General features: G+C 57.4%; 20 protein-coding genes. 13 read left to right on the plus strand and 7 right to left on the minus strand.

Going from position 1 to position 15,398, the window contains the following annotated elements:
- Positions 1–8: 8 nt before the first annotated feature.
- The 12 genes from ACR0D7_RS05940 to ACR0D7_RS05995 are packed head-to-tail and all read left to right on the plus strand — an operon-like array spanning position 9 to position 9,214.
- On the plus strand, positions 9–608 hold the full coding sequence (locus ACR0D7_RS05940; RefSeq protein ID WP_480678155.1) for a head-tail connector protein: 600 nt from the start codon (positions 9–11) through the stop codon (positions 606–608).
- Positions 605–943, plus strand: a complete 339-nt coding sequence (locus ACR0D7_RS05945; protein WP_480678156.1) for a head-tail adaptor protein — start codon at positions 605–607, stop codon at positions 941–943. Before ACR0D7_RS05940 ends, ACR0D7_RS05945 begins: the two co-directional genes overlap by 4 nt.
- Positions 940–1,353 carry a DUF3168 domain-containing protein gene (locus ACR0D7_RS05950; protein WP_480678157.1) on the plus strand — a complete coding sequence of 138 codons (414 nt, stop codon included), beginning with the start codon at positions 940–942 and terminating at the stop codon, positions 1,351–1,353. The genes ACR0D7_RS05945 and ACR0D7_RS05950 overlap by 4 nt, the downstream gene beginning before the upstream one ends.
- Before the next feature lie 20 nt (positions 1,354–1,373).
- Positions 1,374–1,787 carry a phage major tail protein, TP901-1 family gene (locus tag ACR0D7_RS05955; RefSeq protein WP_480678158.1) on the plus strand — a complete coding sequence of 138 codons (414 nt, stop codon included), beginning with the start codon at positions 1,374–1,376 and terminating at the stop codon, positions 1,785–1,787.
- 4 nt (positions 1,788–1,791) lie between these two features.
- Positions 1,792–2,112, plus strand: coding sequence for a gene transfer agent family protein (locus ACR0D7_RS05960; protein ID WP_480678159.1), 321 nt, complete (start codon positions 1,792–1,794; stop codon positions 2,110–2,112).
- Entirely contained in the window at positions 2,109–2,318 is a 210-nt protein-coding gene (locus ACR0D7_RS05965; RefSeq protein WP_480678160.1) for a rcc01693 family protein, read from the plus strand. Before ACR0D7_RS05960 ends, ACR0D7_RS05965 begins: the two co-directional genes overlap by 4 nt.
- A complete protein-coding gene (locus tag ACR0D7_RS05970) occupies positions 2,305–2,967 on the plus strand; it encodes a phage tail tape measure protein (protein WP_480678161.1) in 663 nt (220 codons plus the stop codon). Before ACR0D7_RS05965 ends, ACR0D7_RS05970 begins: the two co-directional genes overlap by 14 nt.
- Positions 2,968–2,983: 16 nt before the next feature.
- Positions 2,984–3,616: a phage distal tail protein, Rcc01695 family gene (locus ACR0D7_RS05975; protein WP_480678162.1), complete on the plus strand. Its 633-nt coding sequence runs from the start codon at positions 2,984–2,986 to the stop codon at positions 3,614–3,616.
- Complete coding sequence (locus ACR0D7_RS05980) at positions 3,616–4,503, plus strand: DUF2163 domain-containing protein (RefSeq protein ID WP_480678163.1); 888 nt, start codon at positions 3,616–3,618, stop codon at positions 4,501–4,503. Before ACR0D7_RS05975 ends, ACR0D7_RS05980 begins: the two co-directional genes overlap by 1 nt.
- Positions 4,500–4,946: an NlpC/P60 family protein gene (locus ACR0D7_RS05985; protein WP_480678164.1), complete on the plus strand. Its 447-nt coding sequence runs from the start codon at positions 4,500–4,502 to the stop codon at positions 4,944–4,946. The genes ACR0D7_RS05980 and ACR0D7_RS05985 overlap by 4 nt, the downstream gene beginning before the upstream one ends.
- Positions 4,947–8,909, plus strand: a complete 3,963-nt coding sequence (locus ACR0D7_RS05990; protein WP_480678165.1) for a baseplate multidomain protein megatron — start codon at positions 4,947–4,949, stop codon at positions 8,907–8,909.
- An 8-nt stretch (positions 8,910–8,917) separates the two neighbouring features.
- Positions 8,918–9,214 (plus strand): DUF7742 family protein, encoded by a 297-nt coding sequence (locus ACR0D7_RS05995; protein WP_480678166.1) that lies wholly within the window; start codon positions 8,918–8,920, stop codon positions 9,212–9,214.
- Here the strand turns inward: ACR0D7_RS05995 and ACR0D7_RS06000 are convergent.
- A complete protein-coding gene (locus ACR0D7_RS06000) occupies positions 9,195–9,533 on the minus strand; it encodes a TraR/DksA family transcriptional regulator (protein ID WP_480678167.1) in 339 nt (112 codons plus the stop codon). The two genes, ACR0D7_RS05995 and ACR0D7_RS06000, sit on opposite strands and share 20 nt — an antisense overlap.
- An 84-nt stretch (positions 9,534–9,617) precedes the next feature.
- On the opposite strand from ACR0D7_RS06000, the gene cysE reads away from it, so the two are divergent.
- Entirely contained in the window at positions 9,618–10,427 is an 810-nt protein-coding gene (gene cysE / locus ACR0D7_RS06005) for a serine O-acetyltransferase (protein WP_170572273.1), read from the plus strand.
- A gap of 21 nt (positions 10,428–10,448) precedes the next feature.
- On the opposite strand, the gene ACR0D7_RS06010 is transcribed toward cysE, so the two are convergent.
- The 6 genes from ACR0D7_RS06010 to ACR0D7_RS06035 form a co-directional block, all read right to left on the minus strand.
- Entirely contained in the window at positions 10,449–10,691 is a 243-nt protein-coding gene (locus ACR0D7_RS06010; protein ID WP_480678168.1) for a hypothetical protein, read from the minus strand.
- A 154-nt stretch (positions 10,692–10,845) separates the two neighbouring features.
- On the minus strand, positions 10,846–12,156 hold the full coding sequence (locus ACR0D7_RS06015) for a pyruvate dehydrogenase complex dihydrolipoamide acetyltransferase (RefSeq protein WP_480678169.1): 1,311 nt from the start codon (positions 12,154–12,156) through the stop codon (positions 10,846–10,848).
- A 12-nt stretch (positions 12,157–12,168) separates the two neighbouring features.
- Complete coding sequence (locus ACR0D7_RS06020) at positions 12,169–13,542, minus strand: pyruvate dehydrogenase complex E1 component subunit beta (RefSeq protein ID WP_170382802.1); 1,374 nt, start codon at positions 13,540–13,542, stop codon at positions 12,169–12,171.
- 15 nt (positions 13,543–13,557) lie between these two features.
- On the minus strand, positions 13,558–14,547 hold the full coding sequence (gene pdhA / locus ACR0D7_RS06025; RefSeq protein WP_170382804.1) for a pyruvate dehydrogenase (acetyl-transferring) E1 component subunit alpha: 990 nt from the start codon (positions 14,545–14,547) through the stop codon (positions 13,558–13,560).
- Between the two features lie 141 nt (positions 14,548–14,688).
- Positions 14,689–14,970: a DUF3144 domain-containing protein gene (locus ACR0D7_RS06030; RefSeq protein ID WP_480678170.1), complete on the minus strand. Its 282-nt coding sequence runs from the start codon at positions 14,968–14,970 to the stop codon at positions 14,689–14,691.
- An 83-nt stretch (positions 14,971–15,053) separates the two neighbouring features.
- Positions 15,054–15,353 carry an FtsB family cell division protein gene (locus tag ACR0D7_RS06035; protein ID WP_068331927.1) on the minus strand — a complete coding sequence of 100 codons (300 nt, stop codon included), beginning with the start codon at positions 15,351–15,353 and terminating at the stop codon, positions 15,054–15,056.
- Between the last annotated feature and the right edge of the window lie 45 nt (positions 15,354–15,398).

Raw genomic sequence — 15,398 nt, forward strand, 5'->3', positions numbered from 1 at the left:
GTGAATGAATGATGTTGATCGAAGAAACCGCCATCGCGGATGCGGCGCTGCCGGTGGATCAGTTCAAGGCGCATCTGAGGTTGGGAACAGGCTTTTCTGAAGGCAGCGTGCAGGACGAGGTGCTAAAGGGATTTCTGCGGGCGGCAATCGCAGCGGTCGAGGCGCGCACCGGCAAGGTTTTGATTGTGCGCGAATTTTCCTGGAGCTTGAGTGAATGGCGGGACCCTGCCAGCGAAATTCTACCCGTGGCTCCGGTGGTATCTTTGAATTCAGTGACTGTCACTGACACAGCGGGTGCGGAAACAGTAGTTGCGGCGGAAACCTATCGGTTGGATCAGGACAGCCAGCGGCCCCGGTTGTATCCGGTAGGGGCGAGATTGCCCACGGTTGCATCTGGCAGCTCAGTGAAGATTGGCTTTACCGCAGGAATGTCGGTTGGTTGGGGCGGCTTACCTGCTGATCTGGGGCAAGCTGTGCTGCTGCTGGCAGCGCATTACTACGAATACCGCGATGAAACGGCTCTGGGCGCGGGGTGCATGCCCTTTGGCGTAACCAGCCTGATCCAGCGTTATCGCACGGTGCGGTTCGGTGCGGGGGTGTTGCAATGAATGCGCCTCGACTGACCCGAAAACTGGTGCTTGAGGCACCACTACGTAACGCCGATGGCGCAGGCGGATACACCGAAACATGGGCTGCGCTGGGCACTCTTTGGGCTGAAGTGGCGGCGCGAAGCGGGGCGGAACGCGAGGTGGGCGAAGCTTCGGTATCCCGCGTTGGCTACCGCATTGTGGTGCGAGGCGCGCCAGAAGGGTCCTCAATGCGACCTTCGCCGGATCAGCGCTTTACCGAAGGCGCCCGCCGTTTTGTCATTCGCGCGGTAGCTGAACGAGACCCGCGCGGCCAGTACCTGATCTGTTTTGCAGACGAAGAGGTGGTGGCATGAGTTATGGCATCTCAGCGGCCCTGCAGGCGGCTTTGTATCAGCAACTTTTAGGCGATGCCCGGATCGGCGTGCTGTCAGGTGGCGCAATCTATGATGCGGTCCCTGCTGGGGCTGTACCGCACACCTACGTGACATTGGGGCCGGAAGAGGTTCGGGATGCCTCGGATCAATCGGGTTCAGGTGCCGTGCATCGCTTTACCGTGTCCGTCGTTTCCGAGGCGGCGGGTTTTGGCGCAGCCAAGTCGTTGGCCGGCGCGGTGTGTGATGCGCTTGAGGGGGCTGCGCTGACTTTGGACAGGGGAAGCCTTGTGGGGCTGTGGTTCGAACGCGCCTCGGCACGCCGCACGGGAACCGGCGGGGCAATCCGCCAGATCGACCTGAGATTCCGCGCCCGCGTGGAAGATGATTAAGCAATCAACGGAGAGAGCATATGGCTGCCCAGAACGGAAAAGACCTGTTGGTCAAAGTGGATATGAACGGCTCGGGCCTGTTCGAGACCATCGCGGGGCTGCGTGCCACGCGGGTCAGTTTCAACGCGGAAAGTGTGGATGTCACCAGCCTTGAAAGCCAGGGCGGCTGGCGTGAGTTGCTATCCGGGGCGGGGGTGAAATCCGCCGCGATCTCGGGATCGGGCGTTTTCAAGGATGCCGGTACTGACGAGCGAGCGCGGCAATTGTTCTTTGATGGCGAGACGCCGGATTTTCAGGTGATCATTCCCGACTTCGGGATTGTCGAAGGTGCGTTTCAGGTGACCGGCATCGAGTATGCGGGCTCGCATAACGGTGAGGCCACCTATGAGATGAGCCTAGCCAGCGCGGGCGCTCTGGCATTCACAGCGCTATAATCCGATGGCCAATCCATGGACGGGTGAGGTGGCATTGACCATCGACGGGAAACAACGGGTGCTCAAGCTGACGCTGGGAGCCTTGGCGGAATTGGAACAAGAACTGGGCGCCGGGTCCTTGGTTGAGCTGGTGCAGCGGTTCGAAGGCGGGGCCTATTCCAGCGGTGATGTGCTGGCGCTGATCGTGGCAGGACTGCGGGGTGGTGGGGCGGATGTGACCCGCGCTGAATTTATGCACGCCGAGATCGATGGTGGCCCGATGGAGGCTGCCAAGACAGCGGCTGAATTGCTGGCGCGGGCCTTCATGGTGCCGAGTAGCGCATGAGCGGGTTCGATTGGCCCGCCCTGATGCGGGCCGGTTTCGTTGGTCTGCGCCTGACGCCGGATCAGTTCTGGCGTCTGACACCGGCTGAACTGCGGCTGATGTTGGGGCAGGGCGATGGGGTGCCGTCGATGAATCGAGCGGGCTTAAATGCCTTGCTGGCGGCTTTTCCGGACAAGGAACAAGGAGAGCGTGATGACGGATCGTGACGGGTTGGACGACCTGCAGGAACGGGGCGAGGCGCTGGGCGACTCGCTGGGGGATGCGGCGTCGATGGCTGCGGCTTTCGACAACCAGATGAAACGGATCAGCGCGGCCTTTGAAGAGACCGGTAAGGATGTCGCCACGTTGGAGCGCGGCATGTCTGGCGGGTTGCGCAAGGCATTTGATGGCGTGGTACTGGATGGCCAAAACCTGTCTGACGCATTGAATGTGCTGAAAGAGTCAATGATCCGCACAGCCTATTCTGCAGCGATCAAGCCGGTAACGGATCACTTTGGTGGCATGTTGGCGAACACGGTCGGAGGTCTGGTGCAGGGCATTTTGCCTTTTGCCGACGGCGGAAGTTTTTCGCAGGGGCGGGTGATGCCTTTTGCCAACGGTGGTGTGATCAGCGGCCCCACAACTTTTCCAATGCGCGGTGGCACCGGATTGATGGGTGAAGCAGGGCCTGAGGCGATCATGCCACTGGCACGCGGGTCGGATGGCAAACTGGGCGTTCGGACTTCGGGCGGAGGCCGCTCGGTTAACGTGGTGATGAACATCACGACCCCGGACGTGCAGGGGTTCCGACGCAGCCAGGGGCAGATTGCCGCTCAGATGAGCCGCGCGTTGGGTCGCGGCAATCGCAACAGGTGAAATGAGGGAGCAGCTCATGAATTTCCACGAAGTCAGATTTCCCGCCAGCCTTAGCTTTGGTTCGGTTGGCGGCCCGGAGCGTCGCACAGATATCGTGACGCTGGCCAACGGGTTCGAAGAGCGCAACACACCCTGGGCGCATTCCCGTCGCCGTTACGACGCCGGGTTCGGAATGCGGTCGCTGGACGATATCGAAGCACTGATCTCATTCTTTGAGGCCCGACAGGGGCAGATGTTCGGATTTCGATGGAAAGACTGGTCGGACTACAAATCTGGTACGGCAACGGCAGATGTGGCCTACGACGATCAAGTCATTGCAGTGGGCAATGGTAGCCAAACCGAATTTCAATTGGTGAAGACGTATAGCTCGGGTGGATTTAGCTATGTCCGGCCGATCGTAAAGCCCGTTCTTGGGACGGTTATGATCGGATTGGAGCAGGATTCGATGCGCGAAGGCGTAGATTTCGAGGTTAATCTTGCCAATGGGCTGATAACGTTTTCAGCGCCGCCGCCGGAGGATGTGGAGATAACCGCCGGATTTGAATTTGATGTTCCGGTTCGGTTCGACACCGACAAGATACAGACCAGCGTCGCAAGCTTTCAAGCTGGTGATGTTCCCAATGTTCCGGTTGTCGAGGTGCGCGTCTGATGAGTGGTGATAGGCAGGGGCTGCACACACATCTACAAAGCGGGTTAACCACGACTTGCCGTTGCTGGGCAATCAGGCGCTTGGATGGGCGGGAATTCGGGTTCACCGATCATGACATGGGATTGAGCTTTGAGGGTATCACCTTCAAGGCCAGCACCGGACTGACGGCTACCGCAATCGAGCAGGCGACGGGCCTGTCAATCGACAATTCCGAGGCCATGGGCGCGCTGTCTGATGCTGCAGTCACGGAGAACGATATCGAAGCGGGGCGCTTTGACGGTGCAGAAGTGCGCGCGTGGTTGGTCAACTGGGCCGAACCCGAACAGCGCATATTGCAATTCAGAGGGTCCATCGGCGAGATGCGACGCGCTGGTGGCGCATTCCACGCCGAATTACGGGGTTTGACGGATTTGCTCAACCGACCACTGGGGCGGATTTACCAGAAACCCTGTACGGCCGTTTTGGGGGACGTAACCTGCAAATTCAATCTCGATACGCCAGGGTATTGGGTCGAAGCAGTGATCGCCGAATTTGGGGCGGACGGTGACTTGCGGCTAACAGGCGGGGAGGCAGCGGCACCGGCTTGGTTCCAGCGAGGCAGGCTAGACGTTGTATCGGGGCAAGCGAGCGGGCTGTGGGCCGCTATCAAGCTGGACCAACCTATCTCTGGCGGGCGCAACATATCGCTTTGGTCTGGAATTGGTGGTGGCTTGGCCGTCGGAGATCGCGTGCGGCTGACGGCTGGATGCAACAAGCGAATGAGTGATTGCAGGGAGAAATTCAATAATCTCATAAACTTTCAGGGTTTTCCTGATCTGCCAAGCGAAGATTGGATGCTGGCGGTCCCCAAGCAAAGAAACGCGAACAATGGGGGCAGCAGGCGATGAGCATCAATAGGCAGGGCATTGTTGATGAGGCACGCAGTTGGCTTGGAACACCGTATGTCCATCAAGCTTCGGTCAAGGGGGCAGGCACGGATTGCCTCGGTTTGTTGCGCGGTGTTTGGCGGGCTGTGCTCGGGGGTGAGCCCGAAGCTGTTCCGACCTACAGCATGGACTGGTCAGAGCCTCAAGGTGAGGAGCGCCTGTGGGCCGCAGCGCGTCGGCACCTGATCGAGAAATCTTGCGAGGATGCGGCCACGGGCGATGTATTGCTGTTCCGTATGCGTGACGGGCGAGTTGCAAAGCATGTGGGTATCGTCAGTCAATCAGAATCCGTGCTGCGTTTTATCCACGCATATTCAGGATACGGCGTTGTCGAAAACACGTTGAGTGATCCTTGGCGTCGCCGGGTGGTCGCCTGTTTTGAATTCCCGCTGGAGAATAAGTGAATGGCAACAATAGTTTTTTCCGCAGCAGGGGCTGCACTGGGCGGCGCGATTGGCGGAACGGTTGCTGGGCTGTCAACGGCGGTTGTTGGTCGCGCGGTTGGTGCCACCTTGGGGCGGGTCATCGACCAGCGATTGATGCACCAGTCTGTTATGGGAAGCGGCAGCGAGGTTGTTGAGACTGGGCGGCTGGACCGATTTCGCCTGACGGGAACCGGAGAAGGTGCACCCGTTGCAACGATATTCGGACGTATGCGAGTGGGTGGTCAGGTGATCTGGGCGTCGGATTTTCTGGAAACCAAAAGCACAAGTACAACCAGACAAACGGGTGGCGGGGGAAAGGGCTCTCCGAGTACGCCCGAGGTCAAGACGACCACGCATAGCTACAGCTATTCAATTTCTCTCGCAATCGCGGTCGGTGCCGGGCAGATTTCGGATGTTCCCAGGATCTGGGCAGATGGTGAAGAACTGGAACGTTCGGGCCTGAACATGCGCATTTACAAGGGGACAGGCGATCAATTGCCGGACCCTTTGATCGAGGCGATCGAGGGATCAGGTAAAGTTCCTGCCTATCGCGGAACAGCTTATGTTGTGATCGAGGATCTGCAACTGGCATCGTTCGGGAATCGGGTGCCGCAATTTTCATTCGAAGTTGTGCGACAAGAACAACCCGGAATGCCTGATACAGCAGATGCTTTGTCAAAAACGGTGCGTGGTGTGGCGATGATGCCGGGTACTGGCGAGTACGCTCTGGCCAGCGAGCAAGTCAATTATACCAAAGGGCGTGGACGTAGCTGGGCGGCAAATGTCAACTCGGCCTCAGGCGTTCCAGATCTGGTGACATCGACGCGGGCGTTGCAATTTGAACTGCCGGACTGTGACTCAGCCTCTTTGATCGTGTCGTGGTTCGGGGGTGATCTGCGATGCGGCCAATGCCAGCTTCAGCCGAAAGTTCTGCATAAGAACTACGAAGGTGAAAACATGCCTTGGCGTGTGGCAGGCATGAACCGGGAGGCGGCCCAGATTGTACGTCATGAGGACGATCTTCCGCTTTACGGTGCAACCCCCACAGACCAATCAGTGGTGCAAGCAATTCAACATATGAAAAGCATCGGTAAACGGGTGATGTTCTATCCGTTTATCCTGATGGATCAGGTTCAGGGCAATGGTTTGCCCGACCCTTGGTCTGATGCGGACTACCAACCGCATTTGCCCTGGCGTGGTCGAATTACGCTAAGTGTTGCTCCGGGACGAGACGCTTCGCCAGACCGGACGGCAGCGGCGGACGCCCAAGTGGCAGCATTCTTTGGGACCGCACGCGCCAGTGATTTTGTCGTTGGCGACGGTGAAGTGACTTTTACTGGCCCGCAGGAATGGGGCTTGCGCCGGTTTATCTTGCACTATGCGGCCCTATGCAAAGCCGCAGGTGGAGTGGACTCGTTCTGCATTGGGTCCGAGATGCGCGGTTTAACCCAGATCCGGGGCTTATCCGGATTTCCGGCTGTGTCCCAGCTGCGCTCTCTGGCTGCCGAGGTGCGTCACCTTTTAGGACCGGATACCAAGATCGGCTATGCAGCGGATTGGAGTGAGTATTTCGGCTATCAACCCAATGATGGGTCAGGGGACCGCTACTTTCACCTCGATCCGTTATGGGCGGATGACAATATCGACTTTGTGGGTATCGACAATTACATGCCCTTGTCGGATTGGCGGGATGGCGTGGATCATCTGGATGCGCAGTCCGGCGCGCATTCGATCTATGATCTGGGCTACCTGCGCGGCAATATCGAAGGCGGCGAAGGATATGACTGGTACTATGCTTCACCCGAAGAGGCCGAGGCCCAAATCCGGACACCTATCACAGATAACGACCACGATGAGGCCTGGATCTGGCGATACAAAGACCTGCGCAATTGGTGGTCGCAGCCGCATCATGAACGTATCGGAGGGGTTCGGCAAATTGATCCCACGGATTGGGTGCCCAGGTCGAAACCGATCTGGTTCACCGAGCTGGGTTGTGCGGCGATTGATAAGGGCACCAATGAGCCGAATAAATTTCTGGACCCGAAATCTTCGGAATCCAGTTTGCCGCGCTATTCTAACGGGCAGCGCGATGACTTCATGCAGGTTCAATACCTGAAGGCAATGTTGGGTTATTGGTCTGATCCCGCCGTCAATCCGGCTTCAGATCAGTACGACGGGCGTATGGTGGACATGGGAAATGCCTATGTCTGGGCGTGGGACGCACGCCCTTTCCCAACATTCCCAAATCTGCGCAGTCAGTGGAGCGATGGCGAAAATTATTCCAGAGGTCACTGGCTAAATGGACGATCGGGTGCGCGCACGCTGGCATCAGTGGTCACGGAAATCTGTCACGGTGGCGGGGTAGTAGACATTGACGTTTCGCGACTTGAGGGCGTTGTACGGGGTTACGCGATTGAAGATGTGAGCAGTGCACGCGCTGCATTGCAACCGCTGATGTTGCGTTATGGTTTTGATGCCATTGAGCGGGACGGAGTGCTTTTGTTCCAGATGCGCAATGGTCGCCAATCCGTGGAACTGGACACCGATATTCTGGCCGACAGCTCTGATTTAGATGGTCAGATTGAGTTCCGCCGAGAGGCCGAAGCCGAATTGACCGGTCGTGTTCGGTTGCGGTTCGCGCAATCGGATGCAGATCACGATGTGGTTTCGGAAGAGGCTATATTGCCTGACACGCGCACGCATTCGGTGTCCGAGAATGAAATGCCCTTGTCGATGACGCGCGCCGAAGGTCGCCAGACGGCCGAGCGATGGCTGAGCGAGGCGAGGGTTTCGCGTGAGACGGCGCGGTTCGCGTTGCCGCCGTCAATGCTGCATTTGGGGGCGGGCGACGTTGTCAGTTTGGCAAAAGAAGGCCACGGTGCACGGTATCGAATCGACCGGCTTGAGCAGGCAGATTTACAATTGGTCGAAGCGGTTCGTATCGAGCCGAGCGTTTATGAACCATCCGACTTACCCGATGATGTAGTGAGCGCCACACCTTTTGTTGCGCCGGTACCGGTGTTGCCTGTCTTCATGGACCTGCCGCTTATCACCGGCTCAGAGCAGCCTCATGCCCCGTATATCGCCGCGTCGGCCAATCCTTGGCCCGGTGGCGTAGCCGTTTATTCATCTGCCAATGATGAAGATTACGACCTGCAAGATGTGATCACGGGTCAGGCTATCATCGGTTTTACAGAGACGCCCTTGATGCGTGCGAGCGCCGGAATTTGGGACGAAGGTGCACCATTGCGCGTCAATCTGATCGACGGCGTGCTGGAATCTCGCCCGCGCGAAGCCCTGCTCAACGGTGCCAATCTGGCAGCAATCGGCGATGGGACGCCCGGCAATTGGGAGCTTTTCCAGTTCACCGATGCGACGCTGCAGGACAGCGGCATCTATACCTTGTCCGGGCGTTTGCGTGGACAGCTGGGGACAGATGCGATTGTTCCGGATGTATGGCCAGATGGGTCGATGTTCGTACTTTTGGATCAGAGTGTGTATCAGACCGGTCTATTGCGGTCCGAGCGGCGGGTCAGCAAGCACTATCGTATCGGTCCGGCGACACGAGGTTATGACGATCCGTCTTTTGTTCATCTGGTCGAAGCTTTCGACGGGAATGGATTGCGGCCTTACTCTCCGGTGCATTTGCGTGCCAATACTTCGGCTGCGGACGATCAGTTTTCCTGGATACGTCGCACTCGCCTGGATGGGGACGACTGGGCTGCGTTGGACGTTCCTCTGGCGGAGGAAAGCGAATCCTATCTGGTTCAAGTTCGCGCAAATGGCGCATTGATCCGAGAGCAGGTCGTCGGTCAGCCGAACTGGGTATATTCTGCCGTAGAGAAAGCCGAGGATGGCGTTACCGGATCCTACGAAGTACAGGTGGCGCAGATCTCGGCCAGCTATGGTCCAGGGTATCCGGCTAGCCTGACGGTTGCGTAAGCGGGTTCATGCGTCCCGTCCTTCACGGTGATATCAGTGCAGCGGCGCGGGCTTTATTGGCCGCGCCGCCGACCGAACGGGACCGTCTTTGTTCTCGTATGATCGAAGAGGCCGAACTGGCCGACAAACATGTTAGCCAGACGGGGAAACTTCACCCCATATTCGGCAATGGATCGCTGATGGCGGCCGCTCGGAACAGAAAGTTGGTAGACGAACCAAATTTTGATGACCTGCAATACTGCCTTTGTTTCGAAATGGCTCTGCGCCAGTTAATCCGATTTCAGATCAACCTGATGCGCAGTTGACACACTTGGTGGTGGCGAGATCAATTCGCAACCGGCCTTCGGGAATTTCGTCTCCGCAGTCTTCGCAATAGCCGAATTCACCGTCCTGAATGCGGGCCAACGCAGTCTGCAACCTGTGTGTTTCAATATCCCGATTTGCCTGCTGCGCCTTGGCCATCGCCTGATTCTGCAAAGCGTCCACCCGGCTTAGGCGACCGACAGCCTGCTGGTCTAACTCGACGATGGATTGGGCTTCCTTCTCTGACGCCGAATGCTCTGCCAAATCGGCCAGTCGCGCCTCTATCCTTGATTTAAAACCGGCCAGTTCAGTTTCATTCATTTTCGTTATCCTGCTGATCACGGGTTTGCGTTTGGCCTTTTTGCAACTAAATGGCATTCTAGGCGCAGCAAAGGAATAAACACCATGTTGGAAAAGCGCAGTCAGGTTACACCTGTCGATCCTGTTTGGAACCGTATCACGACCGAAGCTCAAGCGGCGGTTGAGGACGAACCGTTGATGGGAGGCCTGGTTCACGCCTGTATTCTGCACCACCGCAGCTTAGAACGCGCGCTGTCTTACAGGGTTTCAGCCAAGCTGTGCTCTAACGAGATGTCGATGATGGTTCTGCGTGAAATTGTGGACGAAGCCTATGATGCCGACCCCTCTCTGATTGAGGCGGCGCGCGCTGACCTGATGGCCGTTTACGAACGCGACCCGGCCTGCCACCGCCTGTTGCAGCCAATTCTGTATTTCAAAGGCTATCAGGCGATGCAGGCTTATCGCGTGGCCCATTGGCTTTGGATGAAGGGGCGTCACGATCTGGCGTATTTCTTCCAGATGCGTTCGTCCGAGATTTTCGGGATCGACATCCATCCGGCCGCGAAGATCGGCAAGGGTATCATGATCGACCATGCGCATTCCATCGTGATCGGTGAAACTGCTGTCGTGGGCGACAATGTCTCGATGCTGCATTCCGTGACCCTGGGCGGCACGGGAAAGGAAGAAGAGCAACGCCATCCGACCATCGGCAACGGTGTGCTGATCGGTGCCGGGGCCAAAGTGCTGGGCAATATCAAAGTGGGCAATTGCAGCCGCATCGCGGCGGGTTCGGTTGTTTTACAGGAGGTTCCGGCGTGCAAGACTGTGGCCGGTATTCCTGCTAAGATCGTGGGTGCGGCAGGCTGTGATCAGCCGGCGATCTCGATGGACCACATGTTGGGTAAGGACCAGTAGTCCAATCTTTCCCAAACGAAATCAGTTCGAGCGGTTGTTCTTTTTGTTCAACCGCTTGAGCCGCCGCTCTTCCCGACGTTTCTTCCGCAGTTCGATCCTTTCTTCCCGTTCCGCTTTTTGTTTGGCAACCACTGCGGGATCGGATGAATTGAACTTTGAGTTTTCGCCCGGATAGCCGTTGGGTTTCGCGGCAGGCTCTGATGGCAGAGCTGTCGCTAGTAGTACCAGCACCAGAAGAGTTTTAGCTGAATTTACAAGGGTCATTGCACACCTGTTGAGTCAGGAACCTGTGCAATGAAATTGATGTTTTCGGTATGCAGGAGCAATGGCTCTGGTGTTCACGCTTGCTCACATCATGGGCAAACGAAAATGCCCCGCCGTTTCAAGGACTGGCGGGGCATTCGATTTAACACGATACTCAGGCGAGCATTACCATCGGGTTTTCCAGATTGTCGACGATGGCCTTCAGCAGTTCAGCGCCAAGAGCACCGTCAATCACCCGGTGGTCAACCGACATGGTCACTGACATAACCGTAGCTACGGTCAGCTCTCCGTCACCGCCAACAACCGGTTTCTTCACACCAGAGCCTACGGCCAGAATGCCGGCATGGGGCGGGTTCACGATGGCGTCGAAATTGTCGATGCCGAACATACCCAGATTCGAGATGGCAAATGTCCCACCCTGATATTCATGTGGGGCCAGCTTACGCTCGCGCGCACGGCCCGCGAGGTCTTTCATCTCGGTCGACAAGGCAGACAGTGACTTCATGTCCGCATCCTGAAGAACTGGCGTGAACAGGCCACCTTCAATTGCAACCGCGACGGCCACGTCCGAGGGTTTCAGTTGCAGTACCCGGTCGCCCGCCCAGACTGCGTTGCACTCGGGAACCTGTTGCAGTGCATTCGCGACCGCTTTGATGATGAAGTCGTTGACGCTGAGCTTGACGCCACGGCCTTCCAATTGCTTGTTTAGCTGGCTGCGGAACTTCAGCAGCGCGTCCAGCTTGATGTCGCGACGCAGATAGAAATGCGGGATGGTCTGTTTGGCTTCACCCAGACGTGCCGCAATAGTCTTGCGCATACCGTCGAGTTTGATTTCCTCGTATTCGCGACCTTCATACATGCGTGCCACGGCATCTGCGGAAGGACCGGCAGGTGCAGCGGCAGGCGCTGCTGCGGGGGCCGCTGCGGCAGCAGGGGCCGAAGCTGCGGCTTTCGGAGCCGCCGTGGCGCTTTCAACATCTGCCTTGACGATGCGGCCATGCGGACCAGAGCCTGCGATCTGCGCCAGATCAAGCCCCTTCTGCGCGGCGATGCGCCGGGCCAGGGGTGATGCGAAGATACGACCACCATCCGCCTTGGCCGGAGCCGCCGGAGCAGGGGCGGGCGCCTCGGGTGCCGCGGGCGCGGCAGCCTCGTTGGCCGCGGCTGCAGGTGCAGCTGCTGGAGTTGCAGCAGGCGTGGCCGCGATATCATCGGCGCTTTCGCCATCTTCCAGCAGAACCGCGATGGCGGTGTTCACCTTGACCCCTTCAGAGCCTTCGGGGATCAGGATTTTGCCAATGGTGCCTTCGTCAACGGCCTCAAACTCCATCGTGGCCTTGTCGGTTTCGATTTCGGCCAGCAGGTCGCCAGACGAGACGGTGTCGCCTTCCTTGACCAGCCATTTGGCAAGCGTGCCTTCCTCCATGGTCGGAGACAGGGCGGGCATCAGAATTTCTGTAGGCATCTGTGTCGCTCCTTACCGGTAGGTCACTTGTTTGACGGCGGCGATCACCTCATCCGTGGTGATCAGAGCCAGCTTTTCTAGGTTTGCGGCATAGGGCATCGGAACATCCTTGCCGGTGCAGTTGATGACCGGTGCGTCGAGGTAATCGAACGCTTCCTGCATCACGACCGATGAGATGTAGCTGCCAACCGAACCCTGCGGCCAGCCTTCTTCTACTGTGACCAGACGGTTGGTTTTCATCACCGAGTTGATGATCGCGCCAGTATCCATCGGGCGGATGGTGCGCAGGTCGATCACTTCGGCGCTGATACCGTCCTCGGCCAGCTTATCAGCGGCTTCGAGTGCGTATTGCATGCCGATGCCAAAGCTGACGATGGTCACGTCCGAACCTTCACGCCAGATGCGGGCCTTGCCCAGCGGGACGGTCAGATCATCCACCTGCGGCACATCAAAAGAGCGACCGTAGAGGATTTCGTTTTCCAGGAATATCACCGGGTTGGGGTCGCGGATGGCCGATTTCAGCAAACCCTTGGCGTCGGCGGCCGAGTAAGGCATGACGACTTTCAGGCCGGGAATCTGCATATACCATGCGGCGTAATCCTGACTGTGCTGTGCGGCCACGCGAGCGGCAGCACCATTCGGACCACGGAACACGATGGGGCAGCCCATCTGACCGCCGGACATATAAAGCGTCTTGGCTGCAGAGTTGATGATGTGGTCAATCGCCTGCATGGCGAAGTTGAAGGTCATGAATTCGACAATCGGTTTCAGCCCACCAAAGGCAGAACCTACCGCGATACCGGCAAATCCGTGTTCGGTGATCGGGGTGTCGATCACGCGTTTCGATCCGAATTCATCCAACAGACCTTGGGAAATCTTGTAAGCGCCCTGATACTCAGCAACTTCCTCGCCCATCAAATAGACATCTTCGTCGCTGCGCATTTCTTCGGCCATGGCGTCACGCAGAGCTTCACGCACGGTTTCAGATTTCATTTTCGCGTCGGCAGGCCAATCAGGAGACAAGTCCACTACCGGCGCGGCAGGGGCAGCGGCGACAGGAGCGGGTGCCTCAACCGCCGCAGGGGCGGCTTCGGTATCCGCTGCGGCAGCAGGCGCTGCCGCGGGCAGGGCCGAGGCGTCTTCGCCTTCTTCCACAAGAATAGCTATGGGGGTGTTAACCTTGACCGCCTCGGTACCTTCCGCGATCAGGATTTTGCCGACGATACCTTCATCGACAGCTTCGAACTCCATCGTGGCCTTGTCGGTTTCGATCTCGGCCATGATGTCGCCCGAGTTTACAGTGTCGCCTTCCTTGACCAGCCATTTGGCCAGCGTTCCCTCTTCCATGGTGGGTGAAAGGGCGGGCATGAGAATTTCGGTTGCCATGTCTTAATCGTCCTCTCAGGCGTAAATATCGGTCCAGAGCTCTTCGACGGAAGGCTCAGGGCTTTCTTTCGAGAATTCAGCGGCCTGATTGACGATCTCTTTGATTTCCTTGTCGATCGCTTTCAGGTCATCCTCGGATGCGTGTTTGCCGCTCAGCAGTAACTCGCGGACGTGTTCGATCGGATCGCTTTGTTCGCGAACCTTCTGAACCTCTTCGCGGGTGCGGTATTTGGCCGGGTCGGACATCGAGTGGCCGCGATAGCGGTAAGTCTTGATCTCAAGAATGTAGGGGCCCTTACCCGCGCGGCAGTGCGCAACGGCCTTTTCACCGGCCTCTTTGACCGCAAGTACATCCATGCCATTGACGATCTCGCCCGGGATGCCGAAGGCTTCGCCACGCACATAGATGTCTTTGGTCGAGGTCGAGCGTTCTTGCGAGGTTCCCATGGCGTACTGGTTGTTTTCGATCACGAACACCACTGGAAGATCCCAGAGCGCGGCCATATTGAAGGCCTCATAGACTTGACCCTGGTTCGCGGCACCGTCCCCGAAATAGGTGAAGGTTACGCCGCCATTTCCCTTGTACTTGTCCGCGAATGCCAGACCGGCACCCAGAGGCACCTGCGCGCCCACGATACCGTGGCCACCGTAGAAATGCTTCTCTTTCGAGAACATATGCATCGAGCCGCCCTTACCTTTGGACAGGCCGCCCTCACGCCCGGTCAATTCGGCCATCACGCCGCCCGGATCCATACCGCAGGCCAGCATATGCCCGTGGTCCCGATAAGAGGTGATCCGCTTGTCACCTTCTTTGGCTGCGGCTTCCAGGCCCACAACGACGGCTTCCTGTCCGATGTACAGGTGGCAGAACCCACCGATCAGACCCATGCCGTACAATTGGCCTGCCTTTTCTTCGAATCGGCGGATCAAAAGCATTTCGCGGTAGTAAGTTGTAAGCTCTTCCGCAGAAACATTTGGTTTCTTTGTGGTTTTTCGCGCAGCCATCGTGGCGATCTCCCCCTTCCGGACAGATAGTTTAGCGTTAAACTATCTCATAAAGCATTTCCGGCTTTCTGGCGAGAGCAAATGTGACGCAGGGTTATTGGTCGGCGGATTGCCTGCGTTCCAAGTGGTCAAAAGCAATAGCTAGCGCATATAGTCTTCAAAATTATCGATGTAGTCGTCCAGGTTCTCAGTCAGCATCTTTCGATACTCCTGTACAAAGTATTCGATCGTTTCGTCCTTATGGTCTTTCATGTCGGCGCTGTCATCGAAACCACAGGCGCTGACCCACGAGCTAAATCTCGCGGCGGCGTAAAGAAGCGATGCGCTGACTTTTCCTCGTTCAACGTGTTCCAGGTGGGTGTTGGCCAAATTGATTACGGCGTCAGCCCGGTCGAAAAAATCGTCGTCGGGTTTGTTCGTCATGCCAGTAGACCCTTTCGAATAGATGCAAAAACTATTTGGTTAGCCTGATACATCAAACCGCGAAGCATTTTAACGCTTGGGGGTTACCGAATAACAATCTCATCCGAGCGGATCATGCCCAGAACCGAGCGCGCCTGCTGATCCAGCAGATCGAGATCCAGATAAGTGTCAGACAGACGTCGGGTCAGGTTTTCCATCTCGGCAATCTCGGCCTCAAGCTTGGCCAGATCACGTGACAGGGCGTCCCGTTCCGCTGCAATCTCGACCCGTCGGAACAGGCCGTAGTCGCCCTGCACAGCGGCAAAGGTGAAATACACACCCAGCATAAACGCCACCATGAAGAAAACGACTGCGCCCAAACCGGGCCGATGGGAACGGGACACTCTGTTTACCGCCGTATGAACTGCCTCAATAACGTGCCCTTTGCG

It is taken from the genome of Ruegeria sp. BB7, from assembly GCF_056539365.1.